Annotated in this window: 16 protein-coding genes; all 16 read left to right on the top strand. The window is 47.6% G+C overall.

What is annotated here, in order from left to right; translation table 11 throughout:
• The first annotated feature begins 2 nt into the window (after positions 1-2).
• Entirely contained in the window at positions 3-425 is a 423-nt protein-coding gene (locus ABD014_RS13925) for a hypothetical protein (protein WP_343861989.1), read from the top strand.
• Between the two features lie 15 nt (positions 426-440).
• Positions 441-1,229 carry a FliA/WhiG family RNA polymerase sigma factor gene (locus tag ABD014_RS13920; protein WP_251407149.1) on the top strand — a complete coding sequence of 263 codons (789 nt, stop codon included), beginning with the start codon at positions 441-443 and terminating at the stop codon, positions 1,227-1,229.
• 49 nt (positions 1,230-1,278) lie between these two features.
• Positions 1,279-2,688 (top strand): FapA family protein, encoded by a 1,410-nt coding sequence (locus tag ABD014_RS13915; protein ID WP_343861986.1) that lies wholly within the window; start codon positions 1,279-1,281, stop codon positions 2,686-2,688.
• An 18-nt stretch (positions 2,689-2,706) separates the two neighbouring features.
• Positions 2,707-3,021, top strand: coding sequence for a hypothetical protein (locus ABD014_RS13910; RefSeq protein WP_343861984.1), 315 nt, complete (start codon positions 2,707-2,709; stop codon positions 3,019-3,021).
• Between the two features lie 66 nt (positions 3,022-3,087).
• Positions 3,088-3,747 carry a DUF6115 domain-containing protein gene (locus tag ABD014_RS13905; protein ID WP_343861982.1) on the top strand — a complete coding sequence of 220 codons (660 nt, stop codon included), beginning with the start codon at positions 3,088-3,090 and terminating at the stop codon, positions 3,745-3,747.
• Positions 3,740-4,354, top strand: a complete 615-nt coding sequence (locus ABD014_RS13900; protein WP_343861980.1) for a hypothetical protein — start codon at positions 3,740-3,742, stop codon at positions 4,352-4,354. Before ABD014_RS13905 ends, ABD014_RS13900 begins: the two co-directional genes overlap by 8 nt.
• 365 nt (positions 4,355-4,719) lie before the next feature.
• Positions 4,720-5,418: a 30S ribosomal protein S2 gene (gene rpsB / locus ABD014_RS13895; protein ID WP_127000356.1), complete on the top strand. Its 699-nt coding sequence runs from the start codon at positions 4,720-4,722 to the stop codon at positions 5,416-5,418.
• Positions 5,419-5,543: 125 nt separating this feature from the next.
• The gene (gene tsf, locus ABD014_RS13890) at positions 5,544-6,194 is read left to right on the top strand and encodes a translation elongation factor Ts (RefSeq protein WP_343861976.1); all 651 of its coding nucleotides are present in this window, start codon (positions 5,544-5,546) and stop codon (positions 6,192-6,194) included.
• A gap of 227 nt (positions 6,195-6,421) precedes the next feature.
• The gene (pyrH, locus tag ABD014_RS13885) at positions 6,422-7,150 is read left to right on the top strand and encodes a UMP kinase (RefSeq protein ID WP_068780740.1); all 729 of its coding nucleotides are present in this window, start codon (positions 6,422-6,424) and stop codon (positions 7,148-7,150) included.
• The gene (frr, locus tag ABD014_RS13880; RefSeq protein ID WP_251407144.1) at positions 7,150-7,704 is read left to right on the top strand and encodes a ribosome recycling factor; all 555 of its coding nucleotides are present in this window, start codon (positions 7,150-7,152) and stop codon (positions 7,702-7,704) included. The genes pyrH and frr overlap by 1 nt, the downstream gene beginning before the upstream one ends.
• A gap of 70 nt (positions 7,705-7,774) precedes the next feature.
• Positions 7,775-8,560 (top strand): undecaprenyl pyrophosphate synthase, encoded by a 786-nt coding sequence (uppS, locus tag ABD014_RS13875; RefSeq protein WP_343861972.1) that lies wholly within the window; start codon positions 7,775-7,777, stop codon positions 8,558-8,560.
• Between the two features lie 102 nt (positions 8,561-8,662).
• On the top strand, positions 8,663-9,463 hold the full coding sequence (locus tag ABD014_RS13870) for a phosphatidate cytidylyltransferase (RefSeq protein WP_343861970.1): 801 nt from the start codon (positions 8,663-8,665) through the stop codon (positions 9,461-9,463).
• Between the two features lie 268 nt (positions 9,464-9,731).
• Positions 9,732-10,871 (top strand): 1-deoxy-D-xylulose-5-phosphate reductoisomerase, encoded by a 1,140-nt coding sequence (locus ABD014_RS13865; RefSeq protein ID WP_343861968.1) that lies wholly within the window; start codon positions 9,732-9,734, stop codon positions 10,869-10,871.
• Between the two features lie 129 nt (positions 10,872-11,000).
• Positions 11,001-12,275 (top strand): RIP metalloprotease RseP, encoded by a 1,275-nt coding sequence (rseP, locus tag ABD014_RS13860; RefSeq protein ID WP_343861966.1) that lies wholly within the window; start codon positions 11,001-11,003, stop codon positions 12,273-12,275.
• Between the two features lie 33 nt (positions 12,276-12,308).
• Positions 12,309-13,760, top strand: coding sequence for a proline--tRNA ligase (gene proS / locus ABD014_RS13855; protein ID WP_343861964.1), 1,452 nt, complete (start codon positions 12,309-12,311; stop codon positions 13,758-13,760).
• Positions 13,761-14,327: 567 nt separating this feature from the next.
• Entirely contained in the window at positions 14,328-18,644 is a 4,317-nt protein-coding gene (locus tag ABD014_RS13850) for a PolC-type DNA polymerase III (RefSeq protein ID WP_343861962.1), read from the top strand.
• Positions 18,645-18,654: the final 10 nt, after the last annotated feature.

Below are 18,654 nucleotides of genomic sequence, written 5' to 3'. Positions count from 1 at the left end.
ATATGACAGGGAAAATCCGTTACTTTTTGTTGATTGGCTTTATCGGCTTTTTGATTACTTTTGCGGTGTCAGCAGGCAATAATTTGTTCGCTACAAGCCTGATCCGGTCGCTTTTAGCATTCGCGATATGGTTCGCCCTTTCCTGGGCAGGAAGCTGGGTTATCAGCGTCCTTAAGGAGCTTCCGCCAGATGTGGAGACACAGGAAGAAGCGGCATTGGCTGCAGAACTCGGGAAAGGTGGCAATTTGGATCTAACGACTCCGGATGAAAGCAAGGAGATCGGTGACTTATTGAAGCAGGTTCCAGAAGGAGAGTTATCGGAACAACAGTTTACACCGCTTAATCCGCCAAGATTAGTGAAGACTACTGACGATAAAGCTCCTGAAGAGCTGGCTAAAGTCGTTCGTCACCTGACAGAACAATAAGGAGGGTGAGGGCAATTGCACGAGCGGAAGACATCCACTCTGAGTTATGCTGATGTTTGGGAGCAGTGGAAGGAACACGGCGATTTAGAGGCAAAGAAACAACTTATCGAGCGGTATTTGCATATTGTTGACTACGTTTCGGGACGTCTAGCCGTCGGTTTGCCGAAGAACGTCTCCAAAGATGATTTGTTCAGTAATGGGGTTATGGGATTGATCGATGCTGTCGAGAAATTCGACTACAAACGTGGACTTCAGTTTGAAACCTATGCTTCATGGAGAGTAAGAGGAGCAATACTGGACGGGCTTCGGCAAGGCGACTGGGTTCCTCGTTCCGTCAGAGAAAAGGCGAAGAAGATCGAAGAAGGCTATCAGCATCTAGAGCAACAATATCTGCGTTCGGTAACGGATGCGGAGATGAGCGATTATTTACAGATAAGTGAGAAAGAGTTTCAATCTATGCTTCAAGAAGTAGCAGTTATGACGCTATGCTCTCTCGAAGACCCGATTCGGGAAGAAGAATCTGAGACAAGGCTTACATTACTCGTTGACGAGAAGGCAAAAAACCCTGATTATAAGGTACGGGAGTTCTTTTTGAAAGATTCGCTGACGAAGGGAATCGAGAAGTTAACCGAGAAGGAACGTACGGTGGTCTCTTTGTTGTATTATGAAGATTTGTCTTTGAGTGAGATCGCGGAGGTCATGTCGTTGTCGCCTTCACGGATTTCACAGCTTCATTCCAAAGCGATTCTAAGGCTTCGCGGAACATTGGAAAAGCAGCGGGATTTGCTCATGTGTAATGATTAATGAAATGTCATTTTCCACAGGGTGAATGGATTTCGGAGAGGAGCGGCTAATGGACTATTCAGGTGATTTGGGACAAATTCTCGGAATTACGATCAATGACGACAAGACAGTTGCCTATTTGCAGTTTCTGAAGAAGGAAGAGGAATTTAGCTGCACGGAAGATGCCTTGCTGCATTTTCTACGCAGTGAAGGAATCAAATACGGAATACAGCAAGATATTGTTAAGCGCTTTATTGTAAATCCGAAAGAGTATTATTACAGTAAAACCCCGGTTGCAATCGGCATAGAGTCGCAGCAAGGGGAGGATGGCAGGATCAAGTTTTCGGTGTCGCTAGATGATGATCAGCGCATAAAACCTGCGGAGACGGAAGATGGCAGAGTGGACTATAAGGATGTGACACGCCTTAACAATGTCCGCAAAGGCCAAATTATCGCGGAATTGATTCCGCCGGTCCCTGGCAAACAAGGGATGGCGGTGACGGGTGATCCGATTCCTTATCGGGAGGGGAAAGCGGCCAGATTCAAGGTTGGCAAGAACGTGGTACTTAATCCAGAACAGACAGCGATGTATGCTGCGATTGATGGTCTGGTAACGCAGACGGATAAAGGGAAAATAAATGTTTTTCCAGTTTATGAAGTTAATGGAGATGTAGATTATAGTACAGGGAATATCGATTTTGTAGGGACAGTTGTTATTCGTGGCAACGTGCTTACAGGCTTCAAGATAACTGCGTCCGGCGACATTCGTATCGTAGGCGGTGTCGAAGGGGCCGAGCTATATGCTGATGGTTCCATAGAGGTCACCGGAGGCATTATTGGATATAACAAGGGTATGATTAAGGCGGGGCATAACGTAAAAGGCTCCTTCATCCAGGATGCGAATGTCGTTGCTGGTGAAGATGTGATTGCCACTCAGAGCATTATGCATTCTAATATCCGGGCTGGCAAAGATGTCATTTGCAGCGGTTCCAAAGGTCTTATTGTAGGAGGCATCGTTCAGGCTGGCGAGAGAGTAGTTGCGCGTATCATTGGGAATCCGATGTCTACGACAACTTCGATCGAAGTCGGCGTTGTTCCCGAGCTTCGCAACGAGCTGCAGAACCTTAGGCAGCAAATTAAAGACATTATGGTCAATCTCGATAAAACAGACAAGGCTCTAACCTTGTTGGATCAATTGGCCTCTATGGGCAAGTTGACTCCGGATAAAGTAGCGATGCGCTCCAAGCTGGGGCTTACCAAGAAATCCAACCTCGAAGAAATTAACGATATCAAGGAACGAATCCTGGATATTGAGAAGGCTCTAGAAGATACAGGAAAAGCCCGTGTAGATGTAATGAAAATGATATACGGCGGATCGAGGATCGTCATTGGACGTTATACGAAATATATAAAAGATCCGATCTCGCGAATGTCTTTCTACTATAGTGAAGGGGATATTTCAATGTCACCTTATGTTTAGGGGAAGAGAGGCAATCCTATGGATTTGAAATCTATCGAATTGCAGATCGCAGTGCCGCGAACAAGTGAAGCAGGACGTGTTCAGCACGAGGGACAGCATAGGCCTCAGATCGACCAGAGTATGCTATCTGCGCAAAATATGAAGGATAGCGATCTACAAAGAAAACGCAGTACTGAAGTAGATGAGGGTTCGTCCAGCTCTCATGTGAGACGGGATGATGAATCATCCCGAAAGCAGCAGGGCAAATCATCCGGGGACCATCAGGATGAGAAAGAGAAAGAAAAACCGGCGGAGCATCCCTATAAAGGACATCACATCGATCTATCTTTATAATGCGAATTCCGGATTAAATCATAGAGAATTACATAATATCTATACAGTAAAAAGGTGAGGATGACAGTGTCTTTTAGTGATCCGTGGGTTTACATCGTGCTCCTCGGATTGGCAGCGCTTGTCTATGCGCTGTTCATTCCTGAGCGGAAAGCGGCTGCGCAAGCGAAGACTGGCGCGAATCATGAGTTGGAAGCAACTTTAGAGCAGTATATGTCTGACATTGAACAAGAGAATAGCGAACTCATTGATCTGGTATCGCAGATGAAGCAGGACTTCGTCTCCAAGCAGTTGGCCCAGCAGGAGCAGATTACAGAATTAAGGCAGCGGGTCATTGAAGTAGAGCTCGCCTCCCGAGAACAGATGTCTGCAGTTGGAGGAATCTCTACTTCTGCTTCTGCCTTGGATGAGGTGGGACTGGATCCTGTTCAGGAGGCTCCTGATGCAGTGGTTTCTGAAGTAGCCCTTTCAGAGCTTAGTGATGCTGCCATTCAAACGGCAACTGCTCTGACAGTGGCCGAGGAGATTGAGCAGGATTCGGCAGAGTCTATAATCGAACCTGAGCAAGGTCCGCAGGTTCCAGAATTGGTACGTGATCGTTATCCGCAATTATTTGAATTGTATAACAGTGGAAAATCAATAGATTCAATCACGAAGACTCTCGGCATCCCGCGTGGAGAAGTGCAGCTTATTCTTCAGCTTGCCAAAAGGGAGGAGTCCGATGATTAAAAATCGCCATTTTATGATGGGACTTGGCGTCGGATTGATCGTCGGAGCATTGCTTCTTCAGCTTATGTTGATTGGGCAGGAAGGCAGCGGGAAGCTATGGACTAAGGAACAAGTTGAACAAGCTGCAGCACTGCTTAATTTGAAGGTCGTCGAGCATGATGATGAACTGCTTACCAAGGAAGAGTGGGAAGCCCAATTGGGACAAGCTTCAGGTTCGGATGAGGACTTCGAGCTAGAATCTAAGGATAAGAAGGCGGATGCTCCTGAGGATCCCATAGCTCCAACTTTGCCTGATACACCCATAACGACAGATGTCGGCACAAAAGATACAGGCAAGGCGACTTCGCCGGAAACTCCGAAGACAGTCGCTCCTGAAGAGCCTGAGAAGCCGGAGGCCGCCGAGGTACAGTATAAAATATCCTATGGCAATACGTTGACCAATGTAGCTGACGGGCTCTATAAGAAGGGCGTTATTGCTAATAAGAATGAGTTCATCAAGCAAGCTAAAGCACGTAAGATCAACTCTAAAATCCGTACGGGTACGTATTCGTTCCAGGTCGGCGAGGACTATGATTCGATCATCGACAAGATCATTGCTCCTCGATGAGGAAGTTCAAAAAGTCCGCTTATGATAAGAAAACCAATCGATGCCATTCAAGGATGAGCGACCGATGAAGGTAGGTTTTCTTGCTAATGACGATCATGGTAAAACCGAAGATTTGTCTAATTCATAACGAAAGCTCCTGAATCTACGGAGCTTTTTTTGCATGATCAGCACTTTTTCGAGAAAAGCAGTGACGATTTGTTGCATCCACATTTTACTTATGGTATATTAAATGACGGTGTTATAACGCACGCTAACTGATTTCGCGAAGGGTGCTCCTATATAGGCTTTAGCACTAGGGAGTCTTGGCGGGAAATGACGTTTGCGGAGGAAGCATCAAAAAAACCAAATTTAGGAGGTGCGTGAAGATGGCAGTAATCTCCATGAAACAACTGCTTGAAGCAGGGGTGCACTTCGGACACCAAACACGTCGTTGGAATCCGAAAATGGACAAATATATCTTCACCGAAAGAAACGGAATTTACATTATTGACTTGCAAAAGACAGTCAAGAAAGTGGAAGAAGCTTATAACTTTGTTAAGAGCATCGCTGAAGAGAACGGAACTATCCTGTTCGTAGGTACTAAGAAGCAAGCTCAAGACTCTGTTAAAGAAGAAGCTGAACGCGCTGGTCAATTCTTCATTAACCAACGTTGGCTCGGCGGAACGTTGACAAACTTCCAAACGATTCAAAAACGGATCGACCGTTTGAAACAGCTTGAAACTTGGGAAGAGGACGGAACTTTCACTGTATTGCCTAAGAAGGAAGTTATTATCCTTCGCAAAGAGAAAGATCGTCTTGAGAAATTCCTCGGCGGTATCAAGAACATGAAGGGCTTGCCTAGCGCTCTGTTCATCATCGATCCTCGTAAAGAGCGTATCGCTGTTGCTGAAGCTCGCAAACTCGGTATCCCAATCGTAGGTATCGTTGATACAAACTGCGATCCAGACGAAATCGATTATGTGATTCCTGGTAACGATGATGCAATCCGTGCTGTTAAATTGCTTACTAGCAAAATGGCTGACGCTGTTATTGAAGCTAACCAAGGCGAACAAACTACAGCTTAATTCAGTCTTACAGTGAAATAATAAATTAAATCAAAAAAGGGTGGTTAGTAGGTGTTAAACCTCTCGCTACCCTTTTTTTAGAGGAAGCTAAACAATTTGCTTATTCGATATGGAGGGTAATAACAATGGCTGTTGATGCAAAATTGGTAAAAGAACTTCGCGAAAAGACTGGAGCAGGAATCCTGGACTCCAAGAAAGCTTTGGAAGAAGCTAATAATGATTTGAACAAAGCGATCGAATTGCTCCGCGAAAAAGGTTTAGCAGCTGCTGCTAACAAAGCAGGCCGTATTGCTACTGAAGGTGTTGTAGAATCCTACATCCACGCTGGCGGACGTATCGGTGTATTGGTAGAAATCAACTGCGAAACTGACTTCGTAGCGAAGACAGATCAATTTAGAGAATTCGCTCGTGACGTTGCAATGCACATCGCTGCAATGAACCCACGTTATGTTCGTCGCGAAGAAGTTCCACAAGACGAAATCGAGAAGGAAAAGGAAATTTTGCGTGCTCAAGCCTTGAACGAAGGCAAGCCTGAGAAGATCGTTGACAAAATGGTTGAAGGCCGCATCAACAAATACTACGAAGAGTTCTGCTTGCTCGAGCAAGCTTTCGTTAAAGACCCAGACAAGACGATCGCTAACCTCGTGAGCGAGAAGATCAGCACAATCGGCGAGAACATCTCGATCCGTCGCTTTGTTCGTTATGAGCTTGGCGAAGGTCTGGAGAAGAAAGTCGATAATTTCGTAGAAGAAGTTATGGCTCAAGTTAAGAACTAAGCAATAGACTATAATCGAATTACATCTATAGAAGTGGGAACACACCGTGTTCCTTCTTTTATAGATATAGAATTTATAAGTGATCCCAGGGGGTATATCCGTTTGCAAGACGGTTGTATCTTTTGGCTTGACCTAAGCCCGGCGTGAGAACGCGTATATATCCTCTTTGCTAAAGCAGGAAGGGTATATACGATGCCTCATGAAGGATGATTGTGGAGGGTATGCATTTGAAACAGCCAGTTTATAAACGTATTGTCTTGAAAGTCAGCGGTGAGTCGCTTTCCGGTCAGAACGGATATGGTATTGATGCGGAGACGATCTCATCGATTGCTGAACAGGTGAAGGAAGTCGTCGAGCTTGGCGTGGAAGTAGCTATCGTATGTGGTGGCGGTAATATCTGGCGCGGAATTGCTGGTAGTGCCAAAGGTATCGACCGGGCGACGGCCGATTATATGGGTATGCTTGCAACGGTGATGAATTCCTTGGCCCTGCAGGACGCATTGGAGCAGATTGATGTGCCTACACGCGTCCAGACTTCAATTGCGATGCAGCAAATAGCAGAGCCGTATATACGTCGTAGAGCGATTCGTCATTTGGAGAAGGGCCGTGTTGTTATTTTTGCAGCAGGTACGGGGAATCCGTTCTTCTCCACAGATACGACAGCAGCTCTTCGTGCCGCTGAGATTGAAGCTGAAGTCATCCTGATGGCTAAGAACAAGGTGGATGGAGTATACTCGGCAGATCCGTTCGTGGATCCGACAGCTGAGAAGTTTGAAGTCCTGACTTATCTTGAAGTACTTAACAAAAATCTGGGCGTTATGGATTCTACGGCTTCATCGCTCTGCATGGACAACAATATTCCGCTCATCGTGTTTGCTATTACAGAACAAGGTAATATTAAGCGCGTCGTCCTGGGCGAGAAGATCGGGACGATCGTCAAAGGGAGTGTAGATTAATGCCAGGAACGATTAAAAAGCATGCTGAAGAACGTATGGAAAAAGCGATTCAGGCGTTGAAAAGAGATCTTGCAACTCTTCGAGCAGGAAGAGCGACACCCGCACTGCTTGATCGCATTCAAGTAGAGTATTACGGATCGCTAACTCCGCTTAATCAGTTAGCTAACATTAACACGCCGGATTCGCGTACGTTAATGATTCAGCCTTGGGACAAATCGTCGCTGTCTGATATTGAGCGAGCGATTATGAAGTCGGATCTGGGCCTAACGCCGGCTAACGACGGTATGAACATTCGCTTGTCGATCCCGCCACTGACTGAAGAGCGTCGGGTTGAATTGGTGAAGATGACGAAGAAATACGGAGAAGAATCCAAAGTCGCTATTCGTAACATTCGCCGCGATGCTAACGACGATATTAAGAAGCTGGAAAAAACGGACATTTCCGAGGATGAGTCTCGCAGACATCAAGATGATGTTCAGAAAATGACCGATAAATATATCGCGGAAGTGGATAAAGTGCTTGCAGCTAAAGAAAAAGAGATCATGGAAGTTTAAGAGACGAGAGCGGCCCCTCCAAATACGGTGGGGTTTTGTCTCTTTTTCATCACCTACTGGAGGAAAAGAAATGATCAAGCTATTTCAATCCTGGTGGAAAAAAGGGGATAGATCCGCGTCGTCTGTAGATCCGTCAGCTGTGGATCTCTCAGATGGAAATATTCCAAAGCACGTTGCAATCATCATGGATGGGAACGGGCGCTGGGCGCGTAGACGGGGGATGCCGCGTAATATGGGCCACCGTAGCGGGATGAAGGCTGTGAAACGGGCAACGATCGCAGCCGATGAACTGGGCATTTCTGTGTTAACGCTATACGCGTTCTCCACAGAGAATTGGAAGCGTCCTAAGGAAGAAGTAGACTACCTGATGGCTATTCCACAAGAGTTTCTCGCCTTGGAATTGGATGAACTGATTCAGAAGAATGTACAGATCCGCATGATGGGCTATACCAAGGAACTTCCAGACCATACGATCGCTGCTATGAAAGAAGCGATGGAACGGACTAAGAATAATACGGGACTTATATTGAACTTTGCTTTGAACTACGGTAGCAGGCGCGAGATTACAGAGGGCGTCAAAGAACTCGCTCGCAGTGTTCAGGCCGGCGAGATGTCTGCTGAAGAGATTACTGAAGAGATGATTCAGTCCAAGCTCTTGTCAGCAGGCTTGCCTGATCCGGATTTGTTGATCCGGACGAGCGGAGAGCTTAGGCTTAGCAATTTTATGCTTTGGCAGACCGCTTATAGTGAGTTATGGTTCACGGATCTATATTGGCCTGATTTCGGCCGGGAGCATCTATTCGCTGCGGTCGCAGAGTATCAACGGCGAACACGCCGATACGGCGGGTTATCCTAGTGAAGATGGAAATTTAATGACTTGCCCCCTAGCTTCATTCAACCTTCTCGGTGCTGAAAAGCCAAGTCATTAAATCTTGATTGAAATGGAAGGTGCAGACCAGTGAAACAACGATTGATCACGGGAATTGTGGCCGGAGGCTTTTTCCTTGGACTTTGCTTGCTCGGTGGAATCGGCTTCAACATATTAATTTTGCTCATGGCCTTGATAGGTTTCTATGAGTTCGTTCGAATGATTGGGCTGCCGGCTTTCGGTGTACCTGCTCTGCTCGGCTATCTGGGTGTGCTCTACGCTCTCTTCCCTTGGGAGACGCTGGGGTTGGAGATGCCTTGGGATCTGATGCGCGTGTTTGCCCTGCTGATGCTGTTGTTTCTTGTCGTTACTGTGATCACGAAAAATGAGCTTCCTATTTCTACGGTGTCATTGTTATTCCTGGGTATGGTATACATCAGCATTGGATTCTCCTCGATCGTGGCAACGAGAAATACGCAGGATGGACAAGGTCTATTCTGGACCTTCCTTATGCTTATCTCTATTTGGAGCAGTGACGCAGGGGCATATTTTGTCGGACGTAGGCTAGGTAAGAATAAGCTCTGGCCAGCCATTAGCCCAAATAAAACGGTAGAAGGCGCGATAGGTGGAGTTGTGTTGTCTGTCGTTGCTGCTGTAATCTTTGCGCTTGCTTCAGGTGGGCTACTGACGATTGGACGAGCTGTTATCCTCGGGATCATTGCCGCTGTTGTCGGGCAGATGGGGGACTTGATCCAGTCGGCATATAAACGGGCCTATGGAGTCAAGGATTCTGGCACGATCTTGCCGGGGCATGGGGGAATTCTTGATCGGTGTGATAGTTGGATTGCGGTGTTCCCGTTCATACATATCCTCATGCTCCTCCCTTATTAGATGTTATTTAATGACTTGTTTTTGATCACGAAGGGGCTCTAAGAAGCTGATTCGACATCGAATCTTGAATTCATCTAAGATTTTGCGGTACTCACGTAGGCATACCTACGCTCCGTTCCTCAAATCTTAGCTACATCCAACCTTCTCGGTGCTGAAAAGCCAAGTCATTAAATCTCGATTGAAAGAGGAAGTTCAATAACTGACTTTTGATCACGAAGGTTAGTCGATGAGGTTTTACATTCATTACTATATAGTGGTGAGGTGCGTTATGAAAAAAATTGCAATTATTGGCTCGACCGGATCGATCGGGACGCAGACGCTGGATGTTGTCCAGCAGCATCCTGAGGAATTTGTTGTTGAGGGACTTGCTGCAGGAGCCAATGTGGATCTGTTCGTACAGCAAGTGAATCAATTTCGGCCGAAGAAGGCCTCTATTGCTACCAGGGAATTGGCGGATCAAGTTCGTCCGCTGCTGCCGGCTGAGATAGAGCTTAGCTATGGGGAAGAAGGCTTGATTCAAGTTGCTGCTGGCACTGAAGCTGATACGGTAGTCACCGCGATTGTCGGCAGTGCTGGTCTGCCAGCTACTTTAGCGGCTATTTCTGAGGGGAAGACCATCGCTCTGGCGAATAAAGAGACTCTGGTAACAGCCGGCCACCTGGTAACGGCTCTAGCCAAGGAGAAAGGTGTGTCCATACTTCCTGTTGACAGTGAACATTCGGCGATATTCCAATGCCTGAATGGTGAGCACATGGAGGATGTGGCAGGCATTACATTAACGGCGTCAGGTGGCTCCTTCCGCGATTATACTCGGGAGCAGCTTACGAATGTAACGGTTGAGGACGCCCTGAAGCATCCGAACTGGTCTATGGGCGCCAAGATAACGATCGATTCGGCCACGATGGTCAACAAAGGATTGGAAGTGATTGAAGCCCACTGGCTGTTCGGGCTTGGATTTGAACAGATTGGGGTATTGCTTCATCCTGAGAGTATCGTCCACTCTTTCGTTGAGTATCGTGATGGAAGCATCATTGCCCAGCTTGGCACACCGGATATGCGTGTTCCAATTCAGTACGCACTTTCGTATCCACGTCGCTGGAATTCGGCGGCGCAGCGCCTTTCTTTGGCCGAGGCAGGCAAGCTCCAGTTTAGAGAGATGGATTTTGAACGTTTTCCTTGTTTAAGACTAGCTTTTGAATGTGGTAAAATAGGAGGTACCGCACCAACGGTGTTCAATGCAGCTAATGAAGTTGCGGTAGCTCGCTTCTTAAATAGAGAAATTTCATTCCTGAAGATTGAATATCTCATTGAGACCGTGCTTTCCAGACATGAAGCTCTGGCCGATCCAAGTCTTGAAGTAATCAAGGATGTTGACCTATGGGCGAGAGCGGTCGCTGAATCGTTGTAATTCCTCAATGGGCCTGCTGTCGTCATCATAGAAAAGATTCATTCTTGTATTCTCTTGTGCCTGATCGGAGAATAATGATAATCTAGAAAGAACTTGGACGATCCGTGGCCAAAAGGAGGATGCTTTCGATTGGAACTACTGAAAATTATTTTTTTGACGGTGCTCATGTTTTTCGTCATTGTGGCGGTGCATGAATGGGGGCACTTTTACTTCGCAAAACGTGCAGGGATACTGGTACGGGAGTTTGCGATAGGATTTGGACCTAAATTGTTCGCTTATAAGCGAGGCGAGACGCAGTTTACTTTCCGTCTGCTTCCCTTCGGTGGATATGCTCGCATGGCCGGAGATGATCCTGAGTTGATTGAAATTTCTAACGGGCAGACGATAGCGCTACGCCTGGAAGAGGATAAAGTCCGCAAGATTTATTTGGATCGACTGGACAGTCGCAAGAATGTCATTCGCGGCGAGGTACTGCAGATCGATCTGGTTGATGATCTGTCCGTACTGCTGGATGTAGATGGGGAGAGCGTCAGGTACTCGGTTCATCCGCAGGCAATGCTTGTTGTTAAGGGTAAAGAGACACAGATTGCACCGAGGGACCGTCAATACGGCAGCAAGACTGTGGGACAAAGGGCGTTATCGATCTTTGCCGGACCGCTCATGAACTTCATTCTTGCTTTCGTGTTATTTGCGTTGTACACGCTAATGGCAGGGATCCCGCTTGATAAGCCGAGCCATCTACAGGTCGGAGATGTAGTGAAGGGAATGCCTGCAGCGGAAGCCGGAGTCCTTGAGGGTGATATTATTGAGAAGATCAATGGTAAGCCAGTTGGAACCGATGCGAACAAAATGATTGAGTCAATCCAGGCTTCCAAGGATAAGCCGATGGTATGGACGCTTAAGCGTGGAGAACAGGAAGTGGACATTACCGTTACCCCTCGTGCCGCAGATAATGAGCAGATAGGGAAGGTAGGCAGCTCGATTATTACTTTCTTCCCTATGCGTAGCGCTTCTGTAGGTGAGTCGATTACCAGAGCAGGAACAGATATGGTTGATACGACGAAGCTGATCTTCCAGGGTTTCAAGCAGTTGATTAACAAATTCTCCATGGATGATCTAGGTGGACCGGTAAGAACCTTTGAAGTAACGGGGCAGATTGCTAAGCAAGGGATTGTACAGCTTACCAGATGGACGGCCATTCTTAGCCTGTATCTGGGGATCTTCAATTTGCTTCCGATTCCGGCACTTGATGGCAGTCGCCTGATCTTCCTGGGCATCGAAGCTCTTCGCCGCAAACCGGTAGACCCGAACCATGAAGGCTTGGTGCATTTTATCGGATTTGCAATGCTATTCCTGCTAATGATTGCAGTAACCTATAACGATATATTACGATTGTTTGGATAATTATAAGGCTTTTACGGGAGGACAAGAGTTTTTATGGCTAACGAGGAGAAACAATTTGTAACGGAGATTACCCCGCAGGGAGAGGACTTCTCACGGTGGTATATTGACGTCATTAAGAAAGCGGATTTGATGGACTATTCGCCAGTACGCGGCTGTATTGTGTTCAAGCCGGACGGCTATGAGATTTGGGAGCATATTCAGTCAGAACTGGATCGCCGTTTCAAAGAGACAGGCCATCGCAACGCTTATTTCCCACTCTTTATTCCGGAGAGCTTCTTCCAGAAAGAGAAGGAGCATGTGGAGGGCTTCAACCCTGAGCTTCCTTGGGTGACTGAAGCGGCTGGCGAGAAGCTGGAAGAGCGCCTCGCGATCAGACCAACTTCTGAGACGATGATTGGGCATATGTATGAGAAATGGATTCAATCCTATCGCGACTTGCCGGTATTGATCAATCAATGGGCTAACGTCGTTCGCTGGGAGAAGCGAACACTACCGTTCCTGCGCACGAGCGAGTTCTTGTGGCAGGAAGGCCATACCGCTCATGAGAATGAACAGGAAGCCCGCGAAGAGACGATGCGGATGCTGGAAATCTACCGTGACTTTGTAGAGGGTTATCTCGCGATTCCGGTTATTACGGGTCAGAAGACACCGTCCGAGAAATTTGCCGGAGCCGTTGATACTTTCTCGATTGAAGCGATGATGAAGGATGGACGCGCCGTACAGGCGGGAACTTCGCATTATCTCGGTACCAACTTTGCAACAGCGTTCAATATCCAGTACTTGAACCGCGAGAATGAACGTGAATTCGTGCATACGACCTCCTGGGGCGTGAGCACCCGCTTGATCGGTTCATTGATCATGGTGCACGGGGATGACCGCGGGTTGGCGCTGCCACCTAAGGTAGCTCCGAAGCAAGTGATGATCATTCCGATCGGACCGCCTAAGACTCGCGATATGGTCATTGCTCGCAGCGATGAATTGTTCGCTGAATTGAAGAAGGCGGGTATCCGCGTAGGAATGGATGACCGTGCTGACGTTCGTCCAGGCTGGAAGTTCAATGAGTATGAAATGCGTGGCGTTCCTGTCCGCCTTGAGATTGGCCCTCGTGATATGGAGAACGGTGTCTGTGTCCTCGTATCGCGTATTAGCGGCGAGAAGAAGGTTGTACAGCAAGACCGACTCGTAGAAGAAGTTCAAACGATGCTGGAGCAGGTCCATCAGGAAATGTACAACCGTGCCAAGGCATTCCGTGATGAGCATTTCTATTCCGTAGATACATTGGATGAGATGAAAGCCAGCATGGAAGAGAAGCGTGGCTTCACTCTCGCAGGCTGGTGCGGTTCTGAGGCTTGTGAACATCAAGTCAAAGAAGAGACCGGAGCAACCAGCCGGAATATTCCGTTTGAGCCGGATGTTCAGAAGACGAAGTGTCTCGTCTGCGGTGAATCGGCCAAGCATACCGTTGTTTTTGCCAGAGCCTATTAATTAGTCCTGCCGCAAGAACCGTGTAAGGTGAACTAGACTCTTGTCCAAAGGATATAACGATATTAAGGCTTTCGGCAGAAACGGCCATGACAGGTATTTGTTGCTTCAAGCTCCTGTCGACCGGATTCGCGGAGGCCTTAATTTTTGCACTGATATGTATTTTCCGTCTAACGAAACTACAGAGCGCTATTTTCACGAAAACACCCATAAAGAAATTCTAACGAAACACCAAATCGTTATTTAGGGGAAATCCGGAGTTTAGCTCCCTGATCAGCTCAAATAGCGATACCAAGTCTAGGGTTTTGAAAGGTCTTTTTTAGCTTAGCGCAACTAACGATACTGAGTTTTTTTAGTTTTTAATAAATGTTCAAAAAGTCCGGTTTTCATCACCGAGAAGGTTGGATGAAGCCGGGGCTGAGGAGCGGAGCGTACGTAGTGGGTACGTGAGTACCGGAAGGCTCGGGTGAATTCAAGATTCGATGCCGAATTAGCTTCCTGATTTACTTCGGGATCAAATGTGGACTTTTTGAACTTCATTGCCACTATTTGAGTATGGGGGAGGAAGAAATGACCGATGTTCAGGAGAAAAGAACCAGACTTGAACTGTTGATGAAGCAGGCGGAAGTTCCGGCTTCGCTGGTTGATCCGTATTTCCTAGACGGATATATCGATCAGGTAGAGGTAAGCCGCGGCAACCGCGAGTGGAAGATTACGATTCGCAAACAGACGCTTGTTCCTGCCCAGGTCTATAGGACGTTCTGCTTGCGTATCCAGGAGCGAATGCAGCATATTGCCAAGATCGCTTTTCTATTTCAATATGAACAGGACCAGACTGCTGAGCAGATCGTGACGGAATATTGGAAGCTGTTCCTGGAATGGGTGCAGCGGGAAGTACCCTCCGTTAATGGCTGGATGGCTAAGGCTGGCTATGAGATCGAGGACGATCTTGTAACGGTAGCGTTAGGCGATGCGATGGCGTTGGAATTAGCTCGTAAGAAGAACATAGACAAGGCAATCACAACCTTCTATGATAATTATTTCGGGCTGGAAGTAAGAGTCAAGCTGCATGTAGCTGAGAACAATGTGGAAGCGTTCGAGGAATTTCAGCAGCGGATTGCTGAGGAAGAACGCGAAGTGATCCAGCGAATGATGGAGAGCATGGAAGCAGAAGCGCCGCCTGAGGAAGACGATGGTGAAGCGGTTAAGCTGCAGATCGGATATGACATCAAAGATCAGCCGCTCCCACTACAGGAACTGCAAGATGAGGAAAAACGGGTCACGATACAGGGGACGATCTTCGGACTGGAGAGCAAGGAACTGCGTAATGGCAATACTTTATTTACTTTTTACATTACCGACTTCAGTGATTCCTTGCAGATGAAGCTGTTCGCTAAGAATAAGGAAGATCTCAAGATTATGGGTCAATTAGCGAACGGGAAATGGATCAAAGCCCGCGGCAGAGTGGAGATGGACCGCTTTATGTCCATTCCGGAGCTCGTCATGATTCCTTCAGATTTATGTGAAGTGAACTCCCCGCCATCCCGGAAGGACAATGCTGATGAGAAGCGCGTTGAGTTCCATCTGCATTCGACGATGAGTACGATGGATGCGGTAACTCCAGTCGGCGATTATGTGAAGATGGCGGCCAAATGGGGACATAAAGCGATCGCCATAACCGATCATGGTGGCGTGCAATGCTATCCCGATGCCGCGAAAGCTGCCAAGAAGAACGGGATCAAGATGATCTACGGCGTCGAGGCCAACGTAGTGAATGATAATGTGGCAGTCGTACTGAATCCACGTCCTGATGATCTGAAGACGACAACTTATATCGTATTCGATATTGAGACCACCGGTCTGTCTGTAACGCAGAACAAAATTATTGAGATCGCCGCGGTCAAGATGCAGGAAGGCAAAGAACTAGACCGCTATGCGACGTTTGTTGATCCGCATGAACTTATTCCATATCATATTCAGCAATTGACGAACATTAATGACGACATGGTAAAAGGCGCGCCAGAGATTGATCAGGTACTGGATGAATTTATAAAATTCGCTGGAGATGCGGTACTGGTCGCCCATAATGCTCGCTTCGACGTTGATTTTGTAAATGCCAAGCTGAAGGAGCTTGGGAGACCGCCTATGGTCAACCCAGTTCTGGATACACTGGAGCTGGCACGATTGATTCATCCCAGTTTGAAAAATCATAGATTGAACACACTCGCATCGAAATACAAAGTTTCACTGGAAAATCACCACCGCGCAATTGATGATACCATAGCGCTTGCTGGTGTATTAATCGGGCTGATTGAGGACGCTATTACGCAGGAGAGAATGACTACGCTCGATCGCCTGAACGACCGAGTCGGTAAGGATCTGTCCAATACCCGTCCGTTCCATTGCGGAATCTATGCCTTGAATATGACCGGCAAGAAGAATCTGTTCAAGCTGATCTCTATGTCGCATACAAAGTATTTCAAGCGGGTTCCCTGTATCCCGAAATCGAAGCTGACTGAAATGCGTGAGGGTCTACTCGTCATCTCAGGCTGTGAGAAAGGCGAGTTCTTCGAGGCTGTACTGAATAAGACAGTCGAAGAAGCTGAGGAAATTGCCGGATTTTATGATGTGCTGGAGATCCAGCCATTAACGATGTATATGCATCTCGTCGATAAAGGTCTGGTCGGTAGTGTTGAGGAATTGAAGACGGCGATTCGCAAAGTGGTTGAGATTGGCTTCAAGCTAGGCAAGCCGGTCATCGCTACCGGAAATGCACACTACCTTGAACCAAGGGATAAAATCTTCCGTGATATTACGATCCATGGCATTACTGGATTCAGTCCACTGAAGGATATCCGCAAACCGGATGCCCACTTCCGTACAACAGACGAGATGTTGGCTGAATTTGAATTTCTAGGTAAGAATAAAGCCTATGAGGTTGTCGTGACGAACACGGCGAATCTGGCGGATTCCTTCGAGGAGCTCGAATTGTTCCCGGACAAGCTGTTCACGCCAATTATTGAAGGGGCTGACGAAGAAATCCGTTCAACCTGTTACAATACAGCGCGCTCCATGTATGGGGAGGATCTGCCTGAGGTCGTCGTCAAGCGGCTGGAAAAAGAACTCGAACCGATTATCAAATACGGGTTCTCGGCCAACTATCTGATCTCGGCAAAACTCGTTAAGAAATCCAATCAGGATGGCTATCTCGTAGGTTCACGGGGTTCGGTTGGTTCCTCGGTCGTGGCTACCTTCCTCGGCATATCCGAGGTTAATCCGCTTCCGGCTCATTATATGTGCCGGAATCCGGAATGCAAGCACAGTGAATGGTTCCTGGATGGTAGCGTACCGAGTGGCTTTGACCTTCCTGCGAAGGATTGCCCGAAGTGCGGTCAGCCGCTGAAGGGAGAGGGACAGGATATTCCGTTCGAGACCTTCCTTGGCTTTAAAGGCGATAAGGTCCCTGATATAGATCTTAACTTCTCCGGGGAATATCAGCCGGAGGCTCACAATTTCACGAAGGTTATCTTTGGCGAGAAGAACGTATTCCGCGCGGGCACGATCGGTACCGTAGCGGAGAAGACTGCGTTTGGCTTCGCGAAGAAGTACGAGGAAGAGCATCATAAGCATTGGCGCAGTGCAGAGCTGAACAGGCTGGCCGCCGGATGTACTGGTGTGAAGCGTAGTACAGGGCAGCATCCAGGCGGGATCGTCGTCGTGCCTGACTATATTGAAGTCGAAGATGTCACACCTGTACAATATCCGGCCGATGATACGGGCGCGGAATGGAAGACGACTCACTTCGATTATCATGCTTTTGAAGCTAACTTGCTTAAGCTTGATATTCTCGGGCATGATGATCCGACGATGATGAGGATGTTGCAGGATTTGACCGGGATCGATCCAACGACGATCCCGATGAATGATCCAAAGGTCATGAGTATGTTCAACTCAACCGAATCGCTGGGAGTTACTCCGGAGCAAATTCGGACTCCGGTCGCAACTTACGGGGTTCCCGAAATGGGGACCAAGTTCGTACGCCAGATGCTGGTCGAATCACAGCCATCTTCGTTCGCGGATTTGCTGCAGATTTCCGGATTGTCCCACGGTACTGGCGTTTGGCTGGGTAATGCCCAGGAATTGATCAAGAACGGCACATGCAACATTAAGACGGTGATTGGCTGTCGGGATGATATTATGTTGTTCCTGATCTACAAAGCGGGAATGGATGCCGGGTTGGCCTTCAAAATTACGGAAAGCGTTCGTAAGGGTAAAGGCCTGACACCGGAATGGATCGATGAGATGAAGAAGTGCAAGGTGCCACAGTGGTACATTGATTCCTGTCTCAAGATCCAGTACATGTTTCCAAAAGCGCACGCGTCCGCTTATGTTATTTCCGCGGTGCGTACCGCATATTTCAAGCTATATCATCCGATCGAGTTCTACGCGACTTATTTCTCGGTCCGTGGTGAAGATTTCGACATTGAGTTATGCTGCCAAGGGTATGAAGCAATATACCGCAAGATCGAGGAGATCGAGCAGAAGGGCTTCCAGGCATTGCCGAAGGAGAAAGCGATGCTGCCGATTCTGGAGATGGCGCTTGAGATGACGGCGCGTGGTTTCCGATTCAAGATGATCGATCTGTACCGTTCTGATGCAACTCGCTTTATTGTGGATGGCGATGCTCTGATTCCTCCGTTTGCTGCTTTGGCAGGGATTGGTGAGAATGCGGCGCGGAACATTGCTGCGGCGAAGGAAGCAGGGGAATTCCTCTCAGTGGAAGATTTCCAGCAGAGATCCAAAGCAAGTAAGACGATCATTGAGTTGCTTGGCTCGCTGGGCTGTTTCCGCGATTTGCCGGAGAGCAATCAGCTATCCTTGTTCTAACCAAAGGATA

The organism is Paenibacillus motobuensis (assembly GCF_039521865.1).
Lineage (GTDB): Bacteria > Bacillota > Bacilli > Paenibacillales > Paenibacillaceae > Fontibacillus > Fontibacillus motobuensis.
Note: the sequence above shows the minus strand (reverse complement) of the source record. Positions and strands in the feature narration are given on the sequence as shown.

Bases quoted from the DNA above. Each gene is read 5' to 3' on its own strand.
- ABD014_RS13925 (WP_343861989.1), top strand. From the start codon at position 3: ATGACAGGGAAAATCCGTTACTTTTTGTTGATTGGCTTTATCGGCTTT.
- ABD014_RS13915 (WP_343861986.1), top strand. From the start codon at position 1,279: ATGGACTATTCAGGTGATTTGGGACAAATTCTCGGAATTACGATCAAT.
- ABD014_RS13910 (WP_343861984.1), top strand. From the start codon at position 2,707: ATGGATTTGAAATCTATCGAATTGCAGATCGCAGTGCCGCGAACAAGT.
- ABD014_RS13900 (WP_343861980.1), top strand. From the start codon at position 3,740: ATGATTAAAAATCGCCATTTTATGATGGGACTTGGCGTCGGATTGATC.
- rpsB (WP_127000356.1), top strand. From the start codon at position 4,720: ATGGCAGTAATCTCCATGAAACAACTGCTTGAAGCAGGGGTGCACTTC.
- tsf (WP_343861976.1), top strand. From the start codon at position 5,544: ATGGCTGTTGATGCAAAATTGGTAAAAGAACTTCGCGAAAAGACTGGA.
- frr (WP_251407144.1), top strand. From the start codon at position 7,150: ATGCCAGGAACGATTAAAAAGCATGCTGAAGAACGTATGGAAAAAGCG.
- uppS (WP_343861972.1), top strand. From the start codon at position 7,775: ATGATCAAGCTATTTCAATCCTGGTGGAAAAAAGGGGATAGATCCGCG.
- ABD014_RS13865 (WP_343861968.1), top strand. From the start codon at position 9,732: ATGAAAAAAATTGCAATTATTGGCTCGACCGGATCGATCGGGACGCAG.
- proS (WP_343861964.1), top strand. From the start codon at position 12,309: ATGGCTAACGAGGAGAAACAATTTGTAACGGAGATTACCCCGCAGGGA.
- ABD014_RS13850 (WP_343861962.1), top strand. From the start codon at position 14,328: ATGACCGATGTTCAGGAGAAAAGAACCAGACTTGAACTGTTGATGAAG.